This window comes from Cryptosporangium japonicum (genome assembly GCF_039524755.1).
Taxonomy (GTDB): domain Bacteria; phylum Actinomycetota; class Actinomycetes; order Mycobacteriales; family Cryptosporangiaceae; genus Cryptosporangium; species Cryptosporangium japonicum.
The window spans coordinates 54,771-74,446 of the sequence record NZ_BAAAGX010000016.1 but is presented as its reverse complement, the minus strand read 5'-3'; the positions used below and the strand labels follow the sequence as shown (position 1 = coordinate 74,446).

Annotated in this window: 20 protein-coding genes; 15 read left to right on the top strand and 5 right to left on the bottom strand. The window is 73.8% G+C overall.

Annotated features, from left to right (window positions below):
• Positions 1-6 precede the first annotated feature (6 nt).
• Entirely contained in the window at positions 7-1,071 is a 1,065-nt protein-coding gene (locus tag ABD437_RS19880) for an aldo/keto reductase (protein WP_344650372.1), read from the top strand.
• A 52-nt stretch (positions 1,072-1,123) separates the two neighbouring features.
• Entirely contained in the window at positions 1,124-2,101 is a 978-nt protein-coding gene (locus tag ABD437_RS19875; RefSeq protein ID WP_344650371.1) for a phytase, read from the top strand.
• Here the strand turns inward: ABD437_RS19875 and ABD437_RS19870 are convergent.
• Genes ABD437_RS19870 through ABD437_RS19860 form a run of 3 tightly spaced genes read right to left on the bottom strand, consistent with a single transcriptional unit; the run spans position 2,091 to position 4,180 of the window.
• Positions 2,091-2,495: a RidA family protein gene (locus ABD437_RS19870; RefSeq protein WP_344650370.1), complete on the bottom strand. Its 405-nt coding sequence runs from the start codon at positions 2,493-2,495 to the stop codon at positions 2,091-2,093. The genes ABD437_RS19875 and ABD437_RS19870 overlap by 11 nt on opposite strands.
• Before the next feature lie 9 nt (positions 2,496-2,504).
• Positions 2,505-3,248 carry an IclR family transcriptional regulator gene (locus ABD437_RS19865; RefSeq protein WP_344650369.1) on the bottom strand — a complete coding sequence of 248 codons (744 nt, stop codon included), beginning with the start codon at positions 3,246-3,248 and terminating at the stop codon, positions 2,505-2,507.
• Positions 3,245-4,180, bottom strand: a complete 936-nt coding sequence (locus ABD437_RS19860) for a sugar kinase (protein ID WP_344650368.1) — start codon at positions 4,178-4,180, stop codon at positions 3,245-3,247. The genes ABD437_RS19865 and ABD437_RS19860 overlap by 4 nt, the downstream gene beginning before the upstream one ends.
• 80 nt (positions 4,181-4,260) lie before the next feature.
• On the opposite strand from ABD437_RS19860, the gene ABD437_RS19855 reads away from it, so the two are divergent.
• The 9 genes from ABD437_RS19855 to ABD437_RS19815 all read left to right on the top strand — a co-directional run bounded on the left by ABD437_RS19855 (position 4,261) and on the right by ABD437_RS19815 (position 13,811).
• Positions 4,261-5,514: a type III PLP-dependent enzyme domain-containing protein gene (locus ABD437_RS19855; RefSeq protein WP_344650367.1), complete on the top strand. Its 1,254-nt coding sequence runs from the start codon at positions 4,261-4,263 to the stop codon at positions 5,512-5,514.
• Entirely contained in the window at positions 5,511-7,085 is a 1,575-nt protein-coding gene (locus ABD437_RS19850; protein ID WP_344650366.1) for an N-acyl-D-amino-acid deacylase family protein, read from the top strand. The genes ABD437_RS19855 and ABD437_RS19850 overlap by 4 nt, the downstream gene beginning before the upstream one ends.
• A complete protein-coding gene (locus ABD437_RS19845) occupies positions 7,082-7,699 on the top strand; it encodes a bifunctional 4-hydroxy-2-oxoglutarate aldolase/2-dehydro-3-deoxy-phosphogluconate aldolase (RefSeq protein ID WP_344650365.1) in 618 nt (205 codons plus the stop codon). The genes ABD437_RS19850 and ABD437_RS19845 overlap by 4 nt, the downstream gene beginning before the upstream one ends.
• Complete coding sequence (locus ABD437_RS19840) at positions 7,696-9,198, top strand: GntP family permease (RefSeq protein ID WP_344650364.1); 1,503 nt, start codon at positions 7,696-7,698, stop codon at positions 9,196-9,198. The genes ABD437_RS19845 and ABD437_RS19840 overlap by 4 nt, the downstream gene beginning before the upstream one ends.
• A 108-nt stretch (positions 9,199-9,306) precedes the next feature.
• On the top strand, positions 9,307-10,428 hold the full coding sequence (locus ABD437_RS19835; protein WP_344650363.1) for a sensor histidine kinase: 1,122 nt from the start codon (positions 9,307-9,309) through the stop codon (positions 10,426-10,428).
• Complete coding sequence (locus tag ABD437_RS19830; RefSeq protein ID WP_344650362.1) at positions 10,425-11,078, top strand: response regulator; 654 nt, start codon at positions 10,425-10,427, stop codon at positions 11,076-11,078. Before ABD437_RS19835 ends, ABD437_RS19830 begins: the two co-directional genes overlap by 4 nt.
• Before the next feature lie 60 nt (positions 11,079-11,138).
• The gene (locus ABD437_RS19825; protein ID WP_344650361.1) at positions 11,139-11,714 is read left to right on the top strand and encodes a hypothetical protein; all 576 of its coding nucleotides are present in this window, start codon (positions 11,139-11,141) and stop codon (positions 11,712-11,714) included.
• Positions 11,689-12,591: an ABC transporter ATP-binding protein gene (locus ABD437_RS19820; protein ID WP_344650360.1), complete on the top strand. Its 903-nt coding sequence runs from the start codon at positions 11,689-11,691 to the stop codon at positions 12,589-12,591. Before ABD437_RS19825 ends, ABD437_RS19820 begins: the two co-directional genes overlap by 26 nt.
• A complete protein-coding gene (locus tag ABD437_RS19815; RefSeq protein ID WP_344650359.1) occupies positions 12,588-13,811 on the top strand; it encodes an ABC transporter permease in 1,224 nt (407 codons plus the stop codon). The genes ABD437_RS19820 and ABD437_RS19815 overlap by 4 nt, the downstream gene beginning before the upstream one ends.
• Here the strand turns inward: ABD437_RS19815 and ABD437_RS19810 are convergent.
• On the bottom strand, positions 13,762-14,037 hold the full coding sequence (locus tag ABD437_RS19810; RefSeq protein ID WP_344650358.1) for a DUF2087 domain-containing protein: 276 nt from the start codon (positions 14,035-14,037) through the stop codon (positions 13,762-13,764). The two genes, ABD437_RS19815 and ABD437_RS19810, sit on opposite strands and share 50 nt — an antisense overlap.
• A gap of 54 nt (positions 14,038-14,091) precedes the next feature.
• On the opposite strand from ABD437_RS19810, the gene ABD437_RS19805 reads away from it, so the two are divergent.
• The 4 genes from ABD437_RS19805 to ABD437_RS19790 are packed head-to-tail and all read left to right on the top strand — an operon-like array spanning position 14,092 to position 16,673.
• Entirely contained in the window at positions 14,092-14,577 is a 486-nt protein-coding gene (locus ABD437_RS19805; RefSeq protein ID WP_344650357.1) for a carboxymuconolactone decarboxylase family protein, read from the top strand.
• Entirely contained in the window at positions 14,574-15,557 is a 984-nt protein-coding gene (locus ABD437_RS19800; RefSeq protein WP_344650356.1) for an ADP-ribosylglycohydrolase family protein, read from the top strand. Before ABD437_RS19805 ends, ABD437_RS19800 begins: the two co-directional genes overlap by 4 nt.
• A 19-nt stretch (positions 15,558-15,576) precedes the next feature.
• On the top strand, positions 15,577-16,311 hold the full coding sequence (locus ABD437_RS19795; protein WP_344650355.1) for an alpha/beta fold hydrolase: 735 nt from the start codon (positions 15,577-15,579) through the stop codon (positions 16,309-16,311).
• Positions 16,275-16,673, top strand: a complete 399-nt coding sequence (locus tag ABD437_RS19790; protein WP_344650354.1) for a TIGR03668 family PPOX class F420-dependent oxidoreductase — start codon at positions 16,275-16,277, stop codon at positions 16,671-16,673. Before ABD437_RS19795 ends, ABD437_RS19790 begins: the two co-directional genes overlap by 37 nt.
• A 71-nt stretch (positions 16,674-16,744) precedes the next feature.
• On the opposite strand, the gene secA2 is transcribed toward ABD437_RS19790, so the two are convergent.
• Positions 16,745-19,054, bottom strand: a complete 2,310-nt coding sequence (gene secA2 / locus ABD437_RS19785) for an accessory Sec system translocase SecA2 (protein ID WP_344650353.1) — start codon at positions 19,052-19,054, stop codon at positions 16,745-16,747.
• Positions 19,055-19,676 lie beyond the last annotated feature (622 nt).

Sequence of the window (19,676 nt, the reverse complement as noted above, 5' to 3'; positions counted from 1 at the left end):
TAGGGCATGGAATATCGCCAACTAGGTAACTCCGGCCTGCGGGTCTCGACGCTCACCATGGGCACGATGACGTTCGGCGGTTCCGGCGGCTTCTCCCGGATCGGCACGACGGACGTCGAGGCCGCCACGCGGCAGTTCGATCTGTGCCGCGAGCACGGCGTCAACCTCATCGACACCGCGAACATGTACTCGGTCGGCGTGTCCGAGGAGATCGTCGGCGAGGCGGTCAAGGGGCAGCGCGACGACTGGCTGCTGGCCACCAAGGTCCGGTTCCCGATGGGTGACGGCCCGAACGACGCCGGGCTGAGCAGGCACCACATCCTCAACCAGGCCGAGGCCAGCCTCCGCCGCCTGCAGACCGACCACATCGACCTCTACCAGCTGCACGAGTGGGACGGCCAGACCCGCCTGGAGGAGACGCTCGGCGCGCTCGAGACGCTCGTCCAGCAGGGCAAGGTGCGCTACGTCGGGGTCAGCAACTACACCGGTTGGCAGCTGCTCAAGGCGCTGGGCATCGCCGAGCGCGACCGGCTGCCCCGCTTCGCCAGCGAGCAGATCTACTACTCGCTGCACGGCCGGGAGGCCGAGAACGAGCTGCTGCCGGCCGCCGTCGACCAGGGCCTCGGCGTGCTGGTCTGGAGCCCGCTGGCCGGTGGGCTGCTGTCGGGCAAGTACACCCGCGGCGCCGACGGCCAGGTCGAGGGCCCGAAGGGCTCGCGGCACATCGGTGACTGGAGCGAGCCGCCGATCGACTACCCGGACCGGTTGTTCGCCACGATCGACGTCGTCCGCAAGATCGCCGACGGCCGGGGCGTGTCCGGGGCGCAGGTGTCGCTGGCCTGGCTGCTCACGCGTCCGGGGGTGACGTCGCTGATCGTCGGGGCGCGCACCGAGGAGCAGCTCGCCGACAACCTCGCCGCCGCCGAGCTCACGCTCACCGCCGACGAGATCGCCGAGCTGGAGAAGGTCAGCCGTCCGCCGCTGCTCTACCCGTACTGGCACCAGCACGCGGCCGCGAAGGACCGGCTGAGCCCGGCCGACCGGGTCCTGCTCGACCAGTACTCGGAGTAAGCACGGCGAGTCACCCTCCGCCCCGGGCGGAGGGTGACGCTACCGTGGCGCGATGCGTCTGTTTGCCGCATTCCTCCCGTTCCTTCTTCTGCTCCTGACGCCCGGCGCGGCGTCGGCCGCCCCGGAGCGCGTCGTGGACGCCACGGTCGAGACGCAGCCGGTGGAGCACTCGGCGTCGGCCGCGATCGACGTCGCGCTGTGGCGTGATCCGGACCGCCCCGGACGGTCGCTGGTCATCGGCACCGACCAGAAAGGTCCACTGGAGACCTACGACCTGTCCGGCCGGCGGGTGCAGCGCGTCGACGCGGTCTACCCGACCGGTGTGGACGTGCGCGGGGACGTCGTGGTGGCCACCTCCGGGCACGGCCTGAAGGTGTTCACCGTCGACCGGGCGTCCCGGCGGCTCGTCCTGCGCTCCGCGATCCCCACCGGGGTCACCCCGTACGGCGTGTGCCTGTACCGCGCCGGGGACCTGTACGCGTTCGCCACCTCGGTGGGCGGGCGGGTCGAGCAGTGGCGCCTGACCGTGCGCGGCCCGAAGGTCACCGCGCAGGCCGTGCGGACCTGGAAGGTCGGCACCCGGCTCGACACCTGCGTCGCCGACGACCGGGAGCGCGCGCTCTACGTCAGCGAACGGCGGTTCGGGATCTCGCGGTACCGGGCCGACCCGGACGCCGGGCTGCGCCGGGTCGTCATCGACCGCGCGAAGACCCGGTGGGGCGGCAAGGACGGGAAGGTCACCGCCGACCTCGAAGGACTCGCGATCGCCGGGGACCGGCTCTACGCGACCTCACAGGGCAGCACGGACTTCGTCGTCTACGACCGGGTGAGCAACCGGTACGCGGGCCGGTTCCGGGTCGGCAGCGGCCGCCGGGTGGACGGCTGCCAGGACACCGTCGGGATCGAGGCCACGGCCCGGTCGCTGGGGCCTCGCTTCCCGCGCGGTGTCTTCGTCTGCCACGACGGTTACAACCAGGACGGCGCGACCGTCGAACGGGAGAACTTCAAACTGCTCCCGCTCATCCGATGACGGCGAGCGCGTCGATCTCGACGAGCAGGTCCTCGCGGGGCAGGCCGACGATCACGGTCGTGCGGCCGGGCAGCACGCCGGAGGTGACCCGCGAGCCCAGGAACTGCCCGTAGGCCTCGTTCATCGTGCCGAAGTGGGTGCGGTCGACCAGGTAGACACGCAGCATCACGACGTCGTCGAACGAGGCTCCACCGGCGGCGAGGATCGCCTCGATGTTGCGCAGGGTCTGCTCGGTCTGCGCGGCGACGTCACCGGGGCCGTGCAGTTCGCCGGTGGCCGGGTCGGTCGCGATCTGCCCGGAGACCTGCAGGAGCTGGCCCTGGCGGAGGCCCTGCGGGAACAGCGGCAGGGGCGCGGGTGCCCGGTCGGTGGCGATGGCGGTACGGGTGCTCATGGGTGCTCCTCATCGGTATCCACAGTCGCGCGAGATGTCGGCGACGGCGTTCATCAGGGCGGGGGCCAGGGCGAGAACGTCCTCGTAGGGCAGCAGGACGTCGGGGACCGAGACCGAGACCGCGGCGAGGATCCGCCCGTCGGCACCGCGGATCGGGGCGCCGACGCAGTTGATGAACGTCTCGTTCTCGGCGTGGTCCTCCGACCACCCGCGCTCGGCCGTGCGGGCGATCTCGCGGCGGAGCTCGTCCGGGCCGGCCGGGGTGTTCTCGGTGTACTTCACGTAGGGCAGGGTGGCGATCAGCTCGTCGCGTTCGGCCGCGTCGAGGCCGGTGAGCAGCACCTTGCCCACCGCGGTGCTGTGCAGCGCGGCGGTCTTGCCGATCCGCGACGCCATCCGCACCGGCATCTCGCGCGGCTCGAGTTTGTCGACGTAGATCGCGGTGGTGCCGTCGAGCACCGCGAGGTGGACGGTCTGCCCGGTCTCGTCGCGCAGGGCCTTCAACCGCGGCGCGGCGACGACCCGGACCTCGAACGAGTCCAGCGCCTGGTGCGCGAGCCGGAACAGGTGCGGGCCGAGCCGGTACCGGTGCTCACCGTCGTGGTGGACGAAGCCCTCGTCCTCGAGGACACGCAGCAACCGCAGCACCGTGCTCTTGTGGACACCTTCGGCCGCGGCGAGCTCCCCCAGCGTGCTGGTGCCGCCGGCGACCCGGTCGAGCAGCGACAGGGCGCGGGCCACCGACTGACTCATCCGGCGAGATCCTTCCAGGCGGGCAGCGTGACCGGACGATCCTCCCGGACGACCAGCGCGGCGGCGGCACAGCGGTGCCCGAGGACCACGGCCGAGCGGACGTCCAGGCCGAACCACCGCCCGGCGAGGTAGCCGGCCGCGAACGCGTCACCGGCCCCCACCGGCTCCACCACGTCGACGTCGAGCGCCGGCACGTGGAACGTCTCCGCGCCGAGCACCAGCACCCCGTGCTCCTCCTGTTTGAGCAGGATGCGCCGGGCGCGCGGCAGGGCCTCGCGCAGGACGCCGGGCTCGGCGCTGCCGAAGACCTGCACCGCCTCGTCCGCACCGAGCAGCACCTCGTCGGCGGCGGCCAGCAACCGGCGCAGCGCACCGTCGTCGCGGTCGCGCCAGAGCGCCGGGCGGTAGTTGAGGTCGACGGTCAGCCGGGAGCAGTGCGCCGGTAACGCGTCGCAGAACGCGGCCGCGTCGTCGGAGAGCCCCGGGGTGATGCCGCTGACGTGCACGGTCGCGGCCGTGCCCAGAACAGGGCCGACGCGGTGCAGGTAGGCGGGGGAGAGCGCGGACGCGGCCGAGCCGTCCCGGTAGTAGAGCATCGCCGACCGGCGGGAACCGTCGCTCGCGGTGCCGGGCGCCTTCACGTAGACGCCGGTCGGCCGGGCCGGATCGAGCTCGACCGCGCTGACGTCGACCCCCGCGCCGGACGCGACCGAGCGGACGTGCTCCCCGAAGCCGTCGTCGCCCAGGCGGGAGAGCCAGGCCGTGGGCACACCGAGCCCGGCCAGGGTCAGCGCCACGTTGAGCTCGGCGCCGCCGACCGTGCGCACGAACGTGTCCGCGTCGCGCAGCGGCACGTCCCGCGCCGGGGTGAGCACGGCCATCGCCTCGCCGATGCAGACGATTCGCCGCGTTGAACCCGTTGCCCCCAGCATGCGGCGATGCTAGAACAGTGCGGACCAATTGTGCAACGCCTATTGCGCCCTGTGCAACGCAGCAGTCCGGAGGAGGCAGCGTGGGATACGACGCGGAGAACGTCGGGCCCTTGGGGCCGGAGCAGAAGGCGGTTCCGGTCGCCGCGTGGGGCGTGACGGCCGCCGACTGGGTCGCGGGCCGGCCGGCGCTGGCGACGCTGCCGACCCCGCTGGTGACGCTCGACGCCGGCGCGCTCGACCACAACCGGGCCGCGATGGCCGGCTGGGCGGCGAGCGCCGGAGTGGACCTCGCGCCCCACGGCAAGACGACGATGGCGCCGTCGCTCTGGCGCGCGCAGCTCGACGCCGGGGCCTGGGCCGTCACCGTGGCCACGCCCTGGCAGCTGGCGTTCGCGCTGTCCGCGGGGGTGCCCCGGGTGCTGGCCGCGTACCCGGTGCTCGACCCGGGTGTGCTGCGCTGGCTCGGGCAGCCGCGCAGCGCGCGGGTGCTGGTCTGGGCCGACGGCACCGACATCGTCGACGCGATGGCGCCGCACGTCGCCGGCTCGGCGCAGCCGCTCGACGTGCTGGTCGACGTCGGCGCGCCCGGCGGGCGGACCGGAGCACGCACGCCCGGCGCCGCGCTCGCCACCGCACGCGCGATCGCCGGCACCCCCGGGCTGCGGCTGGCCGGTGTCGCCGGGTACGAGGGGTCGCTGGCGCACGACGCGTCCGGCGCGAGCCTGGCGACGATCCGCACCTACCTGGCGTCGCTGCGTGAGGTACACGCCGCGCTGGGCGAGCTGTACGACGGCGAGGCCGTCCTCACCGCCGGGGGCAGCGCCTACTTCGACGAGGTCGCCGCGGCCCTGGCGCCGCTGCACGAGCCCGGACGCACCCGGGTGGTGGTGCGCGCCGGGGCCTACCTCGCCCACGACGACGGGTTCTACCGCGGGATCACCCCGTCCAACCGGGACACCGGGCCCCGGTTCCGGGCCGCACTGCACGGCTGGGTGCGGGTCATCTCACGCCCGGAGCCGGGCCTCGCGCTGGCCGACGGCGGCAAGCGCGACCTGCCGTTCGACGAGGGCCTGCCCGAGGTGCAGGCGATCCGGCGCGGCGGCACCGCCCCGGCCGGGCCGTTGGAGGGCGCCGAGGTCACCGCGCTCGCCGACCAGCACACGTTCGTGCGCCTCACCGGCGACGCCGAGACCGTGCGGGTGGGCGACGTGCTGCGCCTCGGCCTCTCCCACCCGTGCACCACGTTCGACAAGTGGGGGCTGCTGCCGGTCGTTGACGACGCGTCGGCGGATCAACCGGCGGTGGTCGACGTCGTCCGGACGGTGTTCGGATGAGTACGCTGCGAATCCGGGGGGCCTCGATCGTCGATGGCACCGGTGCACCGGCTTACCGCGGCGACGCGCTGATCGTCGACGGCCGGATCGCCGCGCTCGGTGACGACGTCGGGTCGGAGGGGCCGGTCCTGGAGGCCGACGGGCTGGTGCTCGCGCCCGGCTTCATCGATCTGCACGCCCACTCCGACCTCGCCGTCGTGACCGATCCCGAGCACCTGGCCAAGACCACCCAGGGCGTCACCACCGAGGTCGTCGGCCAGGACGGGCTGAGTTACGCCCCGGCCACCGACGAGACGCTGGCGATCCTGCGTGAGCAGCTGGCCGGCTGGAACGGCGTCCCCGGGGACATCCCCTGGCGGACCGTCGGCGAGTACCTCGACCGGGTGGACGCCGGTGCGGCGGTCAACGTCTGCTACCTCGTGCCGCAGGGCAGCGTCCGGATGATGGTCGTGGGCACCGAGGACCGGCCGGCCACCCCGGCCGAGCTCGACGCGATGGCGCGGCTCGTCCGAGACGGGCTCGAGCAGGGCGCGGTCGGGATGTCCAGCGGCCTCACGTACGTGCCCGGCATGTTCGCCGACACCGACGAGCTGGTCGCGCTCGCCCGGGTCGTCGCCGAGCACGGCGGGTTCTACGCGCCGCACCAGCGTTCCTACGGCCGCGGCGCGCTCGCGGCGTACGCGGAGATGATCGAGGTCGCGCGGCGCAGCGGGGTCGCGCTGCACCTCACCCACGCGACGATGAACTTCGGCGTGAACCGGGGCCGGGCCGGCGAGCTGCTGGCGCTGATCGACGACGCGGTCGCCGACGGCCTCGACGTCACGCTCGACACCTATCCCTACCTGCCGGGTTCGACGACCCTCGCCGCGGTGTTACCGAGCTGGTCGGCCACCGGCGGCCCGGCCGCGACGCTGGAGCGGCTCGCCGACCCGGTGGCACTGGCGCGGATCCGCGAGCACCTCGAGGTCACCGGCTCCGACGGCTGCCACGGCGTCGTCGCCGAGTGGGACACGCTGCAGATCTCGGGCGTACGCACCGCGGAGCTGAGCGGCCTGGTCGGCTCGACGATCGCGCAGATCGCCGCGGCCGAGGCCCGCGAGGAGTTCGACGTCTTCGTCGACGTGCTGCGCCGCGACCGGCTGGGCACCACGATCCTGCAGCACGTCGGGCACGAGCCGAACGTCCGCGCGATCATGCGGCACCCGCGGCACACGGTCGGCAGCGACGGCCTGCTGGTCGGCGGGCGCCCGCACCCGCGGGCGTGGGGCACGTTCCCGCACTACCTCGGCCACTACGTGCGCGAGGAGGGCGTGCTCGGGCTGGAGGAGTGCGTCGCCCGGATGACCGGCCGGTCGGCCGCCCGCCTCGGCCTGGCCGACCGCGGGGTGCTGCGCCCCGGCGCGATCGCCGACCTCACCCTGTTCGACCCGGCCACGGTCGCCGCGGGGTCCACGTTCGACGATCCGCGCCGGCCCGCCGTCGGCATTCCGTACGTGTTCGTCGACGGCGTCCGGGTGATCGACGACGGGCGGCGGACCGACGCCACCCCGGGCCGGGCGGTGCGGCGATGAGCGCGCTGGAGCCGATGTTCGCCGACCGGGTGGTGTGCGTGGTGCGCGCGCCGGCGCTGCCGTCCGCACCGGCGCTGTGCGACGCGCTCGCCGCCGGGGGGATCCGCACCGTGGAGCTGACGTTCACCACGCCCGGCGTGCTCGAGCACCTCCGGGCCGCGGCCGGCGTGCCGGGCGTGACCGTCGGCGTGGGCACCGTGCTGACGGCCGCGGACGCGTCCGACGCGATCGCCGCGGGCGCCCGGTTCCTGGTGACACCCGGGGTGCTGCCCGAGGTCGCCGCGGTGGCCCGCGACGCCGGGGTGCCGTTCCTGCTGGGCGCGCTCACGCCCACCGAGGTGCTGGCCGCCGCCTCGCTCGGCGCGGCCGCGGTGAAGATCTTCCCGGCCTCGGCCTTCGGGCCCCGCTACCTGCGTGACCTGCACGGACCGTATCCGTCGTTGCGGCTGGTGCCCTCCGGGGGCGTCACCGCGGGCAACGCGTCCGAGTTCCTGGCGGCCGGGGCCGCCGCCGTCACCGCCGGGACCGGTGTGGTCCCGCCCGCAGCTGTGGAAGCCGGCGACTGGGCCGGCATCACCCGACGCGCCACCGAATTCACCGGAGGATTGACGTGAGTTGGTTACAGGACTCGACCGGAGGGTTGCTCCTCCTCTGCGCGGCGGCGATAGCCGTGCTGCTCGCGTTGATCATCGTGGTCAAGCTCGAGCCGTTCATCGCCCTGCTCATCGCCGGGTTCTCGCTGGCGCTGGCGGCCGGGCTGCCGGTGTCGCAGATCGTCGGCACGGCGTTGAAAGCGTCCGATTCGGTGCTGGAGACCGGGTTCGGCGGGATCCTCGGCCACATCGCGGTGATCGTGGGGCTCGGCACCGTTCTCGGCGGCATCCTGGAACGCTCCGGCGGCGCGGACGTGCTGGTCGAGAAGCTCACCGGGCGGTTCGGTGAGCGCGGCGCGCCGGTCGCGATGGGGCTGGCCGGGCTGATCTTCGGCATCCCGGTGTTCTTCGACATCGGCATCTTCGTGCTCGCGCCGCTGGTCTACGTGGCCGCGCTGCGCGGCGGACGCTCGCTGGCGCTGTACGCGCTGCCGATGCTCGCCGGCCTGTCGATGACGCACGCGTTCCTGCCCCCGCACCCCGGCCCCACGGCCGCGGCCGGCCTGCTCGGCGTCAGCCTCGGCTGGGTGATCCTGATCGGCGTGATCTGCGGCCTCCCGGCGTTCGCGGCCGCCGGTATCGCCTGGCCGTACTGGATCGGCCCGCGCGTCCGGGTGGAGGTCCCCGCCGAGGTGGCGGAGGCCGAAGCCCAGCCGGTGACGGTCGGCGGCGGCGTCGCCACCGCGGAGCGGCCGACCGGTGGTGCCGGGGACCCGGTGGACGACGACGCCGACGGCCCCGGCGACGCGCCGGCCGGCCCGGCGCCCGCGGCCGGAGCGGCGGTGCCGCGGCCGGTGGCGCTGGGCACCGTGCTCGCGATCATCCTGGTGCCGCTGGTGCTGATCCTCGGCGCGACCTTCGGCACGGTCTGGCTGGAGAAGAGCACCCTGCTCGCGGTGCTCACGTTCCTCGGCAACCCGGCGGTCGCGCTGACCATCGCGGTGCTGCTCGCGTTCTGGCTGCTCGGCGTGCGCCGGGGAAGCACGGTGGCGGAGCTGTCCGAGGTCACCGCCGCGTCGCTGCGGCCGGTCGGCATGATCCTGCTCGTCGTCGGCGCGGGCGCGTTCTTCGGCAAGGTCATCTCGTCGACCGGCGTCGGCGACGCGCTCGCCGGCACGCTCTCCGACGCCGGTCTGCCGATCATCGTGCTCGCGTACCTGATCTCGTGCGCGCTGCGGCTGGCCCAGGGCTCGGCGACCGTCGCGCTGGTCACCACCGGTGGCATCGTCGCGCCGCTGGTGGAGAACGAGGGGTACTCGCCCGCGCAGCTGGCCACGCTGGTGATCGCGATCAGCGCCGGGTCGATCATCGCCAGCCACGTGAACGACGGCGGGTTCTGGATCATCTCGCGGTACTTCAACATGTCGGTGAAGCAGACGCTGGCCACCTGGACCGTGCTCGAGACGATCCTCTCGGTCGTCGGCTTCGTCATGACGCTGATCGTCTGGGCGCTGCTGTAGGTGCCGGCCGGGGCGGGTGCACCCCGCCCCGGCTCACCCGCGCGGGGGAGCGCGGGTTTCGCCCGCGTCGGCGAGGCACCGCCGGCGGCCGGGCGGCAGACTGGGGCGGTGAGTGCCTGGTTCCCGCGCTATCGCGTCGACCTGCTGATCGCGGCCGTGGTCGCGGTACCGGTGGCGGGGCAGGTCGGGGCGGCCGACCCCGGTGAGGCCGACGCGCTCGGCGTCGCGTTCAGCGCCGGTACGGTGATCCCGCTGGTCTGGCGGCGCCGCGCCCCGTTCACGGTCGCGCTGGTCGTGCTCGCGTTCGGGTTGCTCACCTCGGTGTACGCCCGCCCCGGCCAGCAACTGCAGTACGGGGCGCTGGTGGCCACGTACACGATCGCCGACCTCGGCGTCGTGCCCTGGCACCGCTGGTCGGTCCTGATCGGACAGGTCGTGACGATCCCGCCGGGCGCGATCCTGGTCAAGCACAACACGCTCCCGCAGCTGCTGTTCACGCTGCTGCTGCCGATCGCGGCCTGGATGCTCGGCACGGTCGCCCGCCTCCACCGCGAACGCGGTGACGCGCTCGCCGCCCGCGCCGAGGAGCTCGAACACCAACGCACCGCCGACGCCGCCCGCGCGGTCGCCGAGGAACGCGCCCGCATCGCCCGCGACCTGCACGACGTCCTCGCGCACGCGGTCAGCGTCATCGTCGTGCAGGCCGAGGCCGGCCCGCTGGTGGTGCGCTCCGACCCGGCCCGCGCCGAACGGGCCTTCGACGCGATCGCCGAGTCCGGCCGCGACGCGATGGCGCAGCTCCGCCGGTCGCTCGGCGTGCTCAAGACCGCCGGGAACGCCCGCGCGCTCGCACCGCAGCCGACCGTCGCCGACCTCCCGGCGCTGGTCGAGCGGGTGCGCGGCACCGGGTTGCCGGTCGTGCTGACCGAGGTCGGCGAACGGATCCGGCTGGCGCCCGACGCCGAGCTCGCCGCCTACCGCATCACCCAGGAGGCGCTGACGAACACCGTGAAACACGCCGGCGCGACAGTGGCCACGGTGACCCTCACCTGGTGGCCCGACGGGCTGGCCGTGGAGGTCCGCGACGACGGGTCGGGCGGGTCCGGCGCCGTTCCGTCCGGGGGACACGGCCTGATCGGGATCGCCGAGCGGGCGGCCGCGGGCGGCGGCACCGCGTCGGCCGGCCCGGTGGACGACGGCTTCCTGGTGACCGCGTGGCTGCCGGGATGATTCGCGTCGTCGTGGCCGACGACCAGGAACTCGTCCGCAGCGGGTTCACGATGATCCTCGACGCGCAGCCCGACTTTACGGTCGTCGCCGAGGCCGGGAACGGGGCCGACGCCGTCGTCGCCGCGCACGCCCACGCGCCCGACGTCGTGCTGCTCGACGTGCGGATGCCGGTCCTGGACGGGCTCGGCGCCGCCCGCCGGATCTGCGCCGAGACCGCGGCCAGGGTCGTCATGCTCACCACGTTCGACCAGGACGACTACGTCTACGACGCGCTCGCCGCGGGCGCCAGCGGCTTCCTGCTCAAGGATCTGCGCCGCGACGACCTCGTGCACGCGGTGCGTGTCGTGGCCGGCGGCGAGGCCCTGCTGGCGCCGACCGTCACCCGGCGGCTGATCGCGGAGTTCACCCGGGGGCGCGACCGCGGCACGATCGCACCCTCCCGGCTGCGCGTGCTCACCCCGCGCGAACAGGAGACGCTCGTGCTGCTCGGCCGCGGCCTGTCCAACGCCGAGATCGCGGCCGAGCTGGTGGTCAGCGAACACACGGTCAAGACCCACGTGAGCAACGTGCTCGCGAAACTGGGCCTCCGCGACCGCATCCAGGCCGTGATCGCGGCCTACGAGACCGGCCTGATCGTCCCCGGGGGCTGACGGCGGGGTTCGCTCGCTCCGGCGATGCGTGGCGGCACCGGGTCGGGCCAGGCTCGCGGCATGAGACTCACCTACCTCGCCCCGCCCTTCCTGGTGGCCGCGTACGGCGTCGTCCGGCTCGTCGACGGCCTCGACGGCAGCCACGGCCCCGGTCCCGCGTGGACGATCGGCCACGTCCTGTTCCTCGTCGCGCTGCTCGGCTTCGGCTGGGTGGCCGTCGACCTGTGGCGTCGCCTGCGCACGGTCCCGGCGCTCGTCGCGGCGGCCGCGACGCTGCTGGGCCTGGCCGCGTTCGTCCACACCGTGGTCGTCGACCTGCTGGTCGGCGCGGGCGCGGCCGACCGCGCCGAGATGAACCTGCGCTACCAGGACCACGACACCCCGCTCGACCCGGTCGCGCCGCTGTACCCGCTCGGGTTCACGGTCCTCGTGCTGCTGTTCGCGATCGCCGCCCGGCGCGCGTACTGGAGCCCGGTGCTGGTGCTCGTCGGCTACCTGGCGATCGTCGCGAACCTCGATCTGCTGCCGATCGCCGGGTTGCTGATCCTCGGTGCTTCGATCCCGGCCGCCCGGGGCAATGATGTCGGGGTACGCGCGACGAAGGGACCGCATGGCCGACAACACGCTGGAATTTGACGGCACCACGAAACGCTACGGCGACGTCGTCGCGCTGGACGACCTCTCGTTCGACGTGCGCCCCGGCGAGATCTTCGGGTTCGTCGGCAGCAACGGCGCCGGCAAGACCACGGCCATGCGGATCGCGCTCGGCGTGCTCGCGGCCGACGGCGGCGCGGTCCGGTGGCGCGGCGCCCCGATCACGCTCGAGGCGGCCCGGCGCATCGGCTACATGCCCGAGGAACGCGGCCTCTATCCGAAGATGACGGTCGCCGACCAGCTCGAATACCTCGCCCGCCTGCACGGCCTGAGCCGCGCCGACGCCCGGGCGGCGGTCACCGAGTGGACCGACCGGCTCGGTATCGGCGACCGGCGCACCAGCGAGGTGGGCGCGCTGAGCCTCGGCAACCAGCAGCGGGTGCAGCTCGCGGCCGCGCTGCTGCACGGCCCCGACCTGCTCGTGCTCGACGAACCGTTCTCCGGCCTCGACCCGGTCGCGGTCGACGTGATGAGCGGTGTGCTCGCCGAACGGGCCGCGGCCGGTGTGCCCGTGCTGTTCTCCAGCCACCAGCTCGACCTCGTGCAGCGGCTCTGCGACCGGGTCGGCATCATCCGCTCCGGGCGGCTGGTCGCCTGCGACACCGTCGACGCGCTGCGCAGCACGAAACGGCAGGTCATCGTCGACGTCCGCGGTGCGTGGAACCCGGCCGTGCCGGGCGTCGACCTGGTCTCGACCGACGGCACCCGGCAGGTGCTGGCGCTCGCCGACGACGTGGACGACCAGGACGTGCTGCGTGCCGCGCTGGCGGCCGGGCCCGTCACCGAGTTCCGGCCCTACCGGCCGACGTTGACCGAGCTGTTCCGCGAGGTCGTGACCGACGAGGGAGCCCAGCCGTGAGCAGCGCGTCCGTGGTCTGGCTGATCGCCGCGCGCGAGGTGCGCACGCGGTTGAAAGCCAAGTCGTTCGTGATCGGCACGATCGGGTTGCTCGTCGTGATCGCGGGTTACCTGGTGCTGTCGGTGTGGCTGGCGAACTCGTCCGGGCCGACGATCGGGTTGTCCGGCCCGTCGGCGCAGCTGCGCCCGGCGATCGAGGCGGTGGCCGAGAGCCTCGACGAGGACCTCCAGGTGCGCATCGTCGACGAGGGCGCCGGACGGCAGCAGGTGCGCGACGGTGACCTCGACGCGCTGATCACCGGGCCGGCGTCGGCGCCGACCGCGGTCGTCGAGGAGGAGCTCGACGACGCGGTGAACGGCATCCTCACCGCGGTGCTCCAGCAGCGCGCGCTGCAGGAGTCGCTGACCGAGGCCGGGGCGGACCCGGCCGCGGTGCAGCGCGCGGTCGCCGCGGCCGGGGTGCGGGTGGACGCGTTCCGGGCCGCCGACCCGCAGGAAGGGCAGCGGCTGGTCCTCGCCGGCGTCGCGATGACCCTGCTCTACATCGCGCTGATCACCTACGGCACCGGCGTGGCGCAGGGGGTCGTCGAGGAGAAGACGAGCCGGGTGGTGGAGCTGCTCCTGGCGACCGTGCGGCCCTGGCAGCTGCTGCTCGGCAAGGTGGTGGGCATCGGCCTGGTGGGCCTGGTGCAGCTGGTGATCCTCGGCGGCGTGGGGCTGGCCGGTGCGTCGGCGGCCGGGCAGCTGACGTTGCCGTCGCTGGGCATCGGGACGTTCGTCTCGCTGCTCGGCTGGTACCTGCTCGGGTTCTTCCTGTTCGCGTCGGTGTTCGCCGCGGCGGGCGCGCTGGTGTCCCGCTTCGAGGAGATGCAGAGCGTGATCTCGCCGCTGATCATGCTGCTGGTGATTATCTTCGTGCTCGGGCTCAACCTGCTGATCCGCGATCCGCGCAGCGAGCTGGTGGAGATCCTGTCGATGATCCCGCCGTTCACCGCGATCCTGATGCCGGCGCGGGGCGCGCTGGGCGTCGCCCCGGCCTGGCAGATCGTGCTCGCGGTGGTGCTGACGCTGATCGCGCTGGCCGGCACGGTGCGGGTGGCCGGTGCGGTCTACCGGCGCGGCGTGCTGCACACCGGGTCGCGCCTGTCGTTGCGTGCCGCGCTGCGCCCGTCTAGCTCAGCGCCGGACCGGTCATCCAGTACTCGCCGTCGGCCCGGGTGAGGTAACCGACGTCGACCAGGTAGCGGCGGAGCGCGACGTGGTCGACCGGCCCGCCGGCGCACCAGGGCACGAGCCGCTCCTCGACGGTCTTCTCGTCGTAGCGCTCGCCGGGGACGAACGTGCGCAGGCTGACGTGACCGAGGACCGCGAGCTTGCGTGTCCAGCGGGCCGGGAAGTCGACCAGCCGGTCGTCGCGGACGTAGCGCCGGAGGACCTGATCGTTCATGCCCGGCACCGTACGCCGGGGCCACGGATCCGGCGAGCGGATTAGCGTGGCGGCATGCCGCACATCGACCTGCCGCCGCTGCCCGGGCTCGTCGGGCTGCTCGCCGCCCGCCCCGACGTCGCCGCCCCGCTCACCGAACTCGCCGAGACGCTGCTGCGCGGACCGTCGCCGCTGACCCCGGCCCAGCGCGAGACGATCGCCGCCCACGTGTCCCGCGGCAACGGGTGCGAGTTCTGCGCCCGGACGCACGGCGCCGTCGCCGGGGAACTCGACGACGGCGCCGAGCGCGGGCTGGAGCCGCTGCTGGCGATCGCCGAGAAGGTGCGGGTGGACGGTCGCTCGGTGACCGACGAGGACGTGGCCAGGGCACGCGCGGCCGGCGCCGACGACGCGGCGATCCACGACACGGTGCTGATCGCCGCCGCGTTCTCGATGTTCAACCGCTACGTCGACGGCCTGGCGACGACCGTCCCGTCCGATCCGGCGCACTACGGGCGGCACGGCCGGGCGCTGGCCGAGAACGGCTACCGGCCGCGGTGACCCGGGACCGGGCGCTCGGGGCGCTGGGCGGGCTCGCGCTCGGGGACGCGCTCGGGATGCCGACCCAGAACCAGCCCCGGGACGCGATCCGCCGCCGCTACGGCCCGGTGCTCGACGACCTGTACCCCGGCCCGGACGACAACGAGATCAGCCGGGGCCGGCCGGCCGGGCGGGTCACCGACGACACCGACCAGGCCGTGATCCTGGGGCGGTTGTTCGTCGCCGGCAACGGCCACGTCGATCCGCGGACCTTCGCCGACGCGCTGCTGGCCTGGGAGGAGCGGATGCGTGCCGAGGGCTCGCTCGACCTGCTCGGCCCCTCCACCCGGCGCGCGCTCGCGGCCGTCGCCCGGGGCGTGTCCCCGGACGAGACCGGCCGCTGGGGTGACACCAACGGCGCCGCGATGCGGATCGCGCCGATCGGGGTCGGTGTGCGTCCGCGTCCACTGGAGGCCCTGGTCGACGCGGTGGAGCAGGCGTGCCGGGTCACCCACCACACCGGCGTCGCGATCGCCGGTGCCGCGGCGGTCGCGGCCGCGGTCAGCTCCGGCATCGAGGGCCGGCCGCTGCGCGAGTCGCTCCGGCACGCGGTCGCCGCCGCCCGGCTCGGCGCCGGACGCGGCCACTACGTGCCCGGGGCCGACGTCGCCGCCCGGATCGACTGGGCCCTGGACCTCGCCGCCGAACCGGACCTCGACCGGATCTACCGCCTGGTGGGCACCGGGCTGGCCACGCAGGAGGCGGTGCCGGCGGCGCTGGCGATCGCCGCGCTCCACCCGGACGACCTGTGGGACGCGTGCCGGCACGCGGCGAGCCTCGGCGGCGACTGCGACACGATCGCCGCGATGACCGGCGCCGTCGTCGGCGCGCACGTCGGCTGGAGCTCGGTGCCGGCCCCGATCCGCGAGCGGCTCCTCACCGCGAACCCGGCGCTGGACCTTCCCGTGCTCGTCCGGGAACTCCTGGCCCTTCGCGGGTAGTACTGGTGGTATGCCGGATTTGACGACTACGTATCACCATGGTCCGTTCGGGCGGCTCCGGTGCCGGTCCATCGGCACCGCGCGCCCCGGCGTCGCCCAGGTCGTGGTCGTGCCGGGGCTGTCGGTCGCCGACTACCTCCTCACCGGGCTCGCCGGTTTCGCCGGCTGGACCCGCGCCCACCTGCTCGAACTCCCGCGCTCCGGCGGCGTCGACGTGACCCGGTTCGCCGACGCGGTCGCCGGTTGGCTCGACACGAACGACCTGGGGCCGGTCGTGCTCGGCGGCCACTCCAGCGGCACCCAGGTCGCGGCCGCCGCGGCGGTGGGGCGGCGGGACGTCGTCGCGGTGCTGCTCGCCGGCCCGATCGTCGACCCGGCCCGCCGCGGTGCCCTGCGGCTCGGCCGGAGCTGGCTGCGTGACGGCAGGCAGGAGCGTGGCGGCCTGATCCGGTCGCAGGGCCCGGAGTGGGCCCGGTCCGGTCCGCTGCGCCTCGCGCGGCTCATCCGGTCGCACCTCGCGTACCGCATCGAGGAGCCGGTCGGCGCGCTGCGGGTACCCGCGCTGGTGCTGCGGGGGAGCGAGGACCGGCTGTCCCGGCCCGGGTGGTGCCGCCGGCTCGCGGCCCTCAGCCCGGGCGGCCGCTACGTCGAACTGCCCGGCGCGCACTCGTTCTTCTGGGACGATCCGGAGACCTGGGCGGAAGTGGTGAGAGACGCGTGCAGCTCGGAGAGCTCGAGGCCCGCCGGCGGCTGACCGACGCCCGCGTGGTGCGGCTGGCCACCGCCGACGCCGACGGCGTGCCCCACCTCGTGCCGGCGACGTTCGCCGTGGTCGGCGACACGATCCTGATCGCCGTGGACCACAAACCCAAGCGGCACACCGGGCTGCGCCGCCTGCGTAACGTCGCCGCGAACCCGCACGTGTGCGTACTGGCCGACCGGTATTCCGACGAGTGGACGCAGCTGTGGTGGGTGCGCGCCGACGGCCTCGCCGTGGTCAGCGACGATCCGGTCGACGCGCTGGTCGCGAAGTACCCGCAGTACGCCGACCGGCCACCGACCGGGCCGGTGCTGACGATCCGGGTCACCCGCTGGAGCGGCTGGTCGTACTCCTAGGGCCGGCCCGGCGGATCCCGCGAGCCGCGAGGCACCGTTCGCGGCCGGGCGGGGGGCCTGCCGGACCGGGACTAGCCGCGTCCGCGCCGCCCGACCAGTGCCTCGAAGAAGCGCTCCTCGGGTGTGCCGAACGGGGTGTCGGCCACCAGGTAGGTCCAGGTCGACGTGGGGCGGCGCAGGCCCGCCTCGGCCAGGTCCACGTTCTCGCCGGGCTCGAGCGTCGTCAGCGTCTCCTCGGCGGCCTCACGCACGTGCGTCTGCAACGAGCGGAACGCGTCGATCGCCAGCCGGTTGAACTCGTCCAGCGGGGTTTCCCGGCCCAGGATCCGCAGGTGGATGCCCTCCCGGATGGTGGCCAGCTCGGCGAGGTGCTCGGCCCAGGCCTGGTCGAGGTGGAACAGCAGCACCTGCCGCACCACCTCGAGGGAGTGCTCGTGCTCGATCCACACCCACTCGTGCAGGTCGTCGAGGTCCTCGGCGGCGAGGATCGCGGTGCGCCACTCGATCGTCGCGGCCCGCTGGTTCTCGACCAGCTCGTCGTAGCGCACGGTCTTGCGGTGGATCTGGTCGAGTTTGCCGGCCGCCACCCGCTGCGCGTGGTCGACGTGTTTGCGCAGGCCCTTGTCGAGCACGGACCCCTCGTTGTCGAGCTTCTGCACCGCGTTGTGGTCGGGCGCGTGCTCCAGCACCAGGTCGTCGTCGAGGCTGGTGAAGAACACCGAACGCCCCGGATCGCCCTGCCGGCCCGAGCGGCCGCGCAGCTGCCGGTCCAGACGGGCCGAGTCGTAGCGCCCGATGCCCACCACACACAGCCCACCGAGCTCGCGCACCGCCTCGGCCAGCGCCGGGTCGTCGTCGGCGGCCACCCCGCCCAGCCGGATGTCGACACCCCGGCCGGCCATCTGGGTGGAGATCGTCACCGCGCCCCGACGCCCGGCGTCGGCGATGATCGCGGCCTCGGCCGTGTCGTTGCGTGCGTTGAGCACCACGTGGTCGATGCCGGCGGCCTTCAGCCGGTCGCTCCACGCCTCCGACGTGGCGACGTCCCGGGTGCCGATCAGCAGCGGCTGACCCTTCTCGTGGGCCTCGGTGAGGAACGCGATGAGCGCCTCGTCGCGGTACTCGGCGTCGGCGTAGAGGCGGTCGGGCTCGTCCTCGCGCACCAGCGGTGTCGCCGGCGGCACGACGCCGATCGTCAGGTCGTAGAACTCGCTGATCTGCGCCGCGGCCTCCCGGGCGCTGCCGCTCATGCCGGTGACCGTGGTGTACCCGGTGACCAGCGACCGTATCAGCATCTGGTCGCGGACCTCACCGGCGGTCGAGACGTCCAGGCCCTCCTTGACCTCGACCGCGGTCTGCAGCCCGTCGGGCCAGCGTTGCTTGTCGACCGTGCGGCCCCGGGAGGCGCTGATGATCTCCACCCGGTCGTTGCGGACCAGGTAGTCCACGTCCCGCTCGACCAGCACCTGCGCGTGCAGCGCGAGGTTGGCCGCCGTGAGCAGCGCCACGTGCTCGGGGTGGAACAGGTTCCCCACCCCCAGGAACGCCTCGACGCTGGCCAGGCCGGCGTCGGTGAACGTGGCGTTGCGCCGGTCGTCGTCCACCTCGTAGTGCTTGCCGAGGCGGAAGTGGCGCAGGTGCGCGGCCAGATCACGCGCGGCGACCACCGGGCCGGCCTCACCGGCCAGCACCAGCGGCACCAGCGCCTCGTCCAGCAGCACCGCGTCGATCTCGTCGACGATGACGACGTCGCGGGGGCCCAGCACGGTGTCGCCGGGGGCGGTGCGCTGGCGATCGCGCAGCAGGTCGAAGCCGACCTCGTGCACCGGCGCGTAGACGACGTCGGCCGTGTAGGCCTCGCGCCGGGCGTCGTCGTCCAGATCGGAGGTGACCGACGCGACGGTGAGCCCGAACTCGTCGAAGAACGGCTGTGACCAGGCCGCGTCCCGCCGGGCCAGGTAGTCGTTGACGCTCAGGACGTGCACACGGCGCCCGGCGCACCCGAACGCGGCCGCCACCAGCACCCCGACGAGCGTCTTGCCCTCACCGGTGGCCATGTCGACGACCCGGCCGCGCAGCATGTTGACCACGGCGAGCAACTGGACGTCGAACGCGTCGAGGTTCCAGACCCGGCGCCCGGTCTCGCGGGCGATCGCGCAGAACTCGGCCAGGTCGGTGTCGCCCAGCGCCTCACCGGTACGCAGCGCCCGCGCGGCCTCGCGCAGCGCGTCGTCGTCGAGCTCCGCGAACTCGTCCCGCCGCGTGTCGGCCGCGTCGACCAGCGGCTGCAGCGGCGTCAGGTCGGTCGTGCCGGGCTCGTTCCGTAGCCGGTGCACGGCCCCGGTGAGCCGTTCCCGCCATCCGGATCCAGTCGTCCTCACAGCTAAACCCTACGTGCGGGGTACGACAGGAGTTCCCGCAGCGGTCGCTTCCCGGCCCACGAACCCACCGGGCCCCGCAAAACCCGAGGCCAGCGCGAGCGGAGTGGAGGTCGTGGCGCGCTCCGAGGCCTGCGCCCAACGAGCCGGGTGAGGGTGAGCCGATCGGGCCCGGTGGGCGGTGAGTTCGTTGGGCGGTGAGTTCACTGGGCGTGGCTCTGCTGGGGCGTGGCTCTGCTGGGGCGTGATTCTGCTGGGTGGGTGAGCCCGGTGAGCCCGGTGAGGGAGACGGCTGGTGGGGCTCGTGAGGGAGCGGTCCGCTGATCAGGCTGATGAGTTCGGCGGTGACCGCGGTGACCGGCCGCGAGTGCGCTGCTCCACGACCGCGCCATGAGGGCCGCGCAGCCGGGTGAGCGCGACGACGTGGTCGGGCGGCCGAGATGCATGTCCGGTACGTCGCTGCCAATGCCGGTGATGAGCGGCACCGCGCCGTGGGTGGACCGGCGGCACGGTGTGTGAATGGTGACCGGTGCGGTGCCTATGAACGTGGGTGCACCCCGTCGGTGCCGACGAGTTATCGGGGCTTCGACGGGTTCTTGGGGCTACGCGGGCCCCGGTAGGGCCG

Coding starts and splice junctions, on each gene's coding strand:
- ABD437_RS19875 (WP_344650371.1), top strand. CDS start 1,124: ATGCGTCTGTTTGCCGCATTCCTCCCGTTCCTTCTTCTGCTCCTGACG.
- ABD437_RS19870 (WP_344650370.1), bottom strand. CDS start 2,495: ATGAGCACCCGTACCGCCATCGCCACCGACCGGGCACCCGCGCCCCTG.
- ABD437_RS19865 (WP_344650369.1), bottom strand. CDS start 3,248: ATGAGTCAGTCGGTGGCCCGCGCCCTGTCGCTGCTCGACCGGGTCGCC.
- ABD437_RS19825 (WP_344650361.1), top strand. CDS start 11,139: ATGAGACTCACCTACCTCGCCCCGCCCTTCCTGGTGGCCGCGTACGGC.
- ABD437_RS19880 (WP_344650372.1), top strand. CDS start 7: ATGGAATATCGCCAACTAGGTAACTCCGGCCTGCGGGTCTCGACGCTC.
- ABD437_RS19820 (WP_344650360.1), top strand. CDS start 11,689: ATGGCCGACAACACGCTGGAATTTGACGGCACCACGAAACGCTACGGC.
- ABD437_RS19850 (WP_344650366.1), top strand. CDS start 5,511: ATGAGTACGCTGCGAATCCGGGGGGCCTCGATCGTCGATGGCACCGGT.
- ABD437_RS19805 (WP_344650357.1), top strand. CDS start 14,092: ATGCCGCACATCGACCTGCCGCCGCTGCCCGGGCTCGTCGGGCTGCTC.
- ABD437_RS19830 (WP_344650362.1), top strand. CDS start 10,425: ATGATTCGCGTCGTCGTGGCCGACGACCAGGAACTCGTCCGCAGCGGG.
- ABD437_RS19860 (WP_344650368.1), bottom strand. CDS start 4,180: ATGCTGGGGGCAACGGGTTCAACGCGGCGAATCGTCTGCATCGGCGAG.
- ABD437_RS19810 (WP_344650358.1), bottom strand. CDS start 14,037: ATGAACGATCAGGTCCTCCGGCGCTACGTCCGCGACGACCGGCTGGTC.
- ABD437_RS19845 (WP_344650365.1), top strand. CDS start 7,082: ATGAGCGCGCTGGAGCCGATGTTCGCCGACCGGGTGGTGTGCGTGGTG.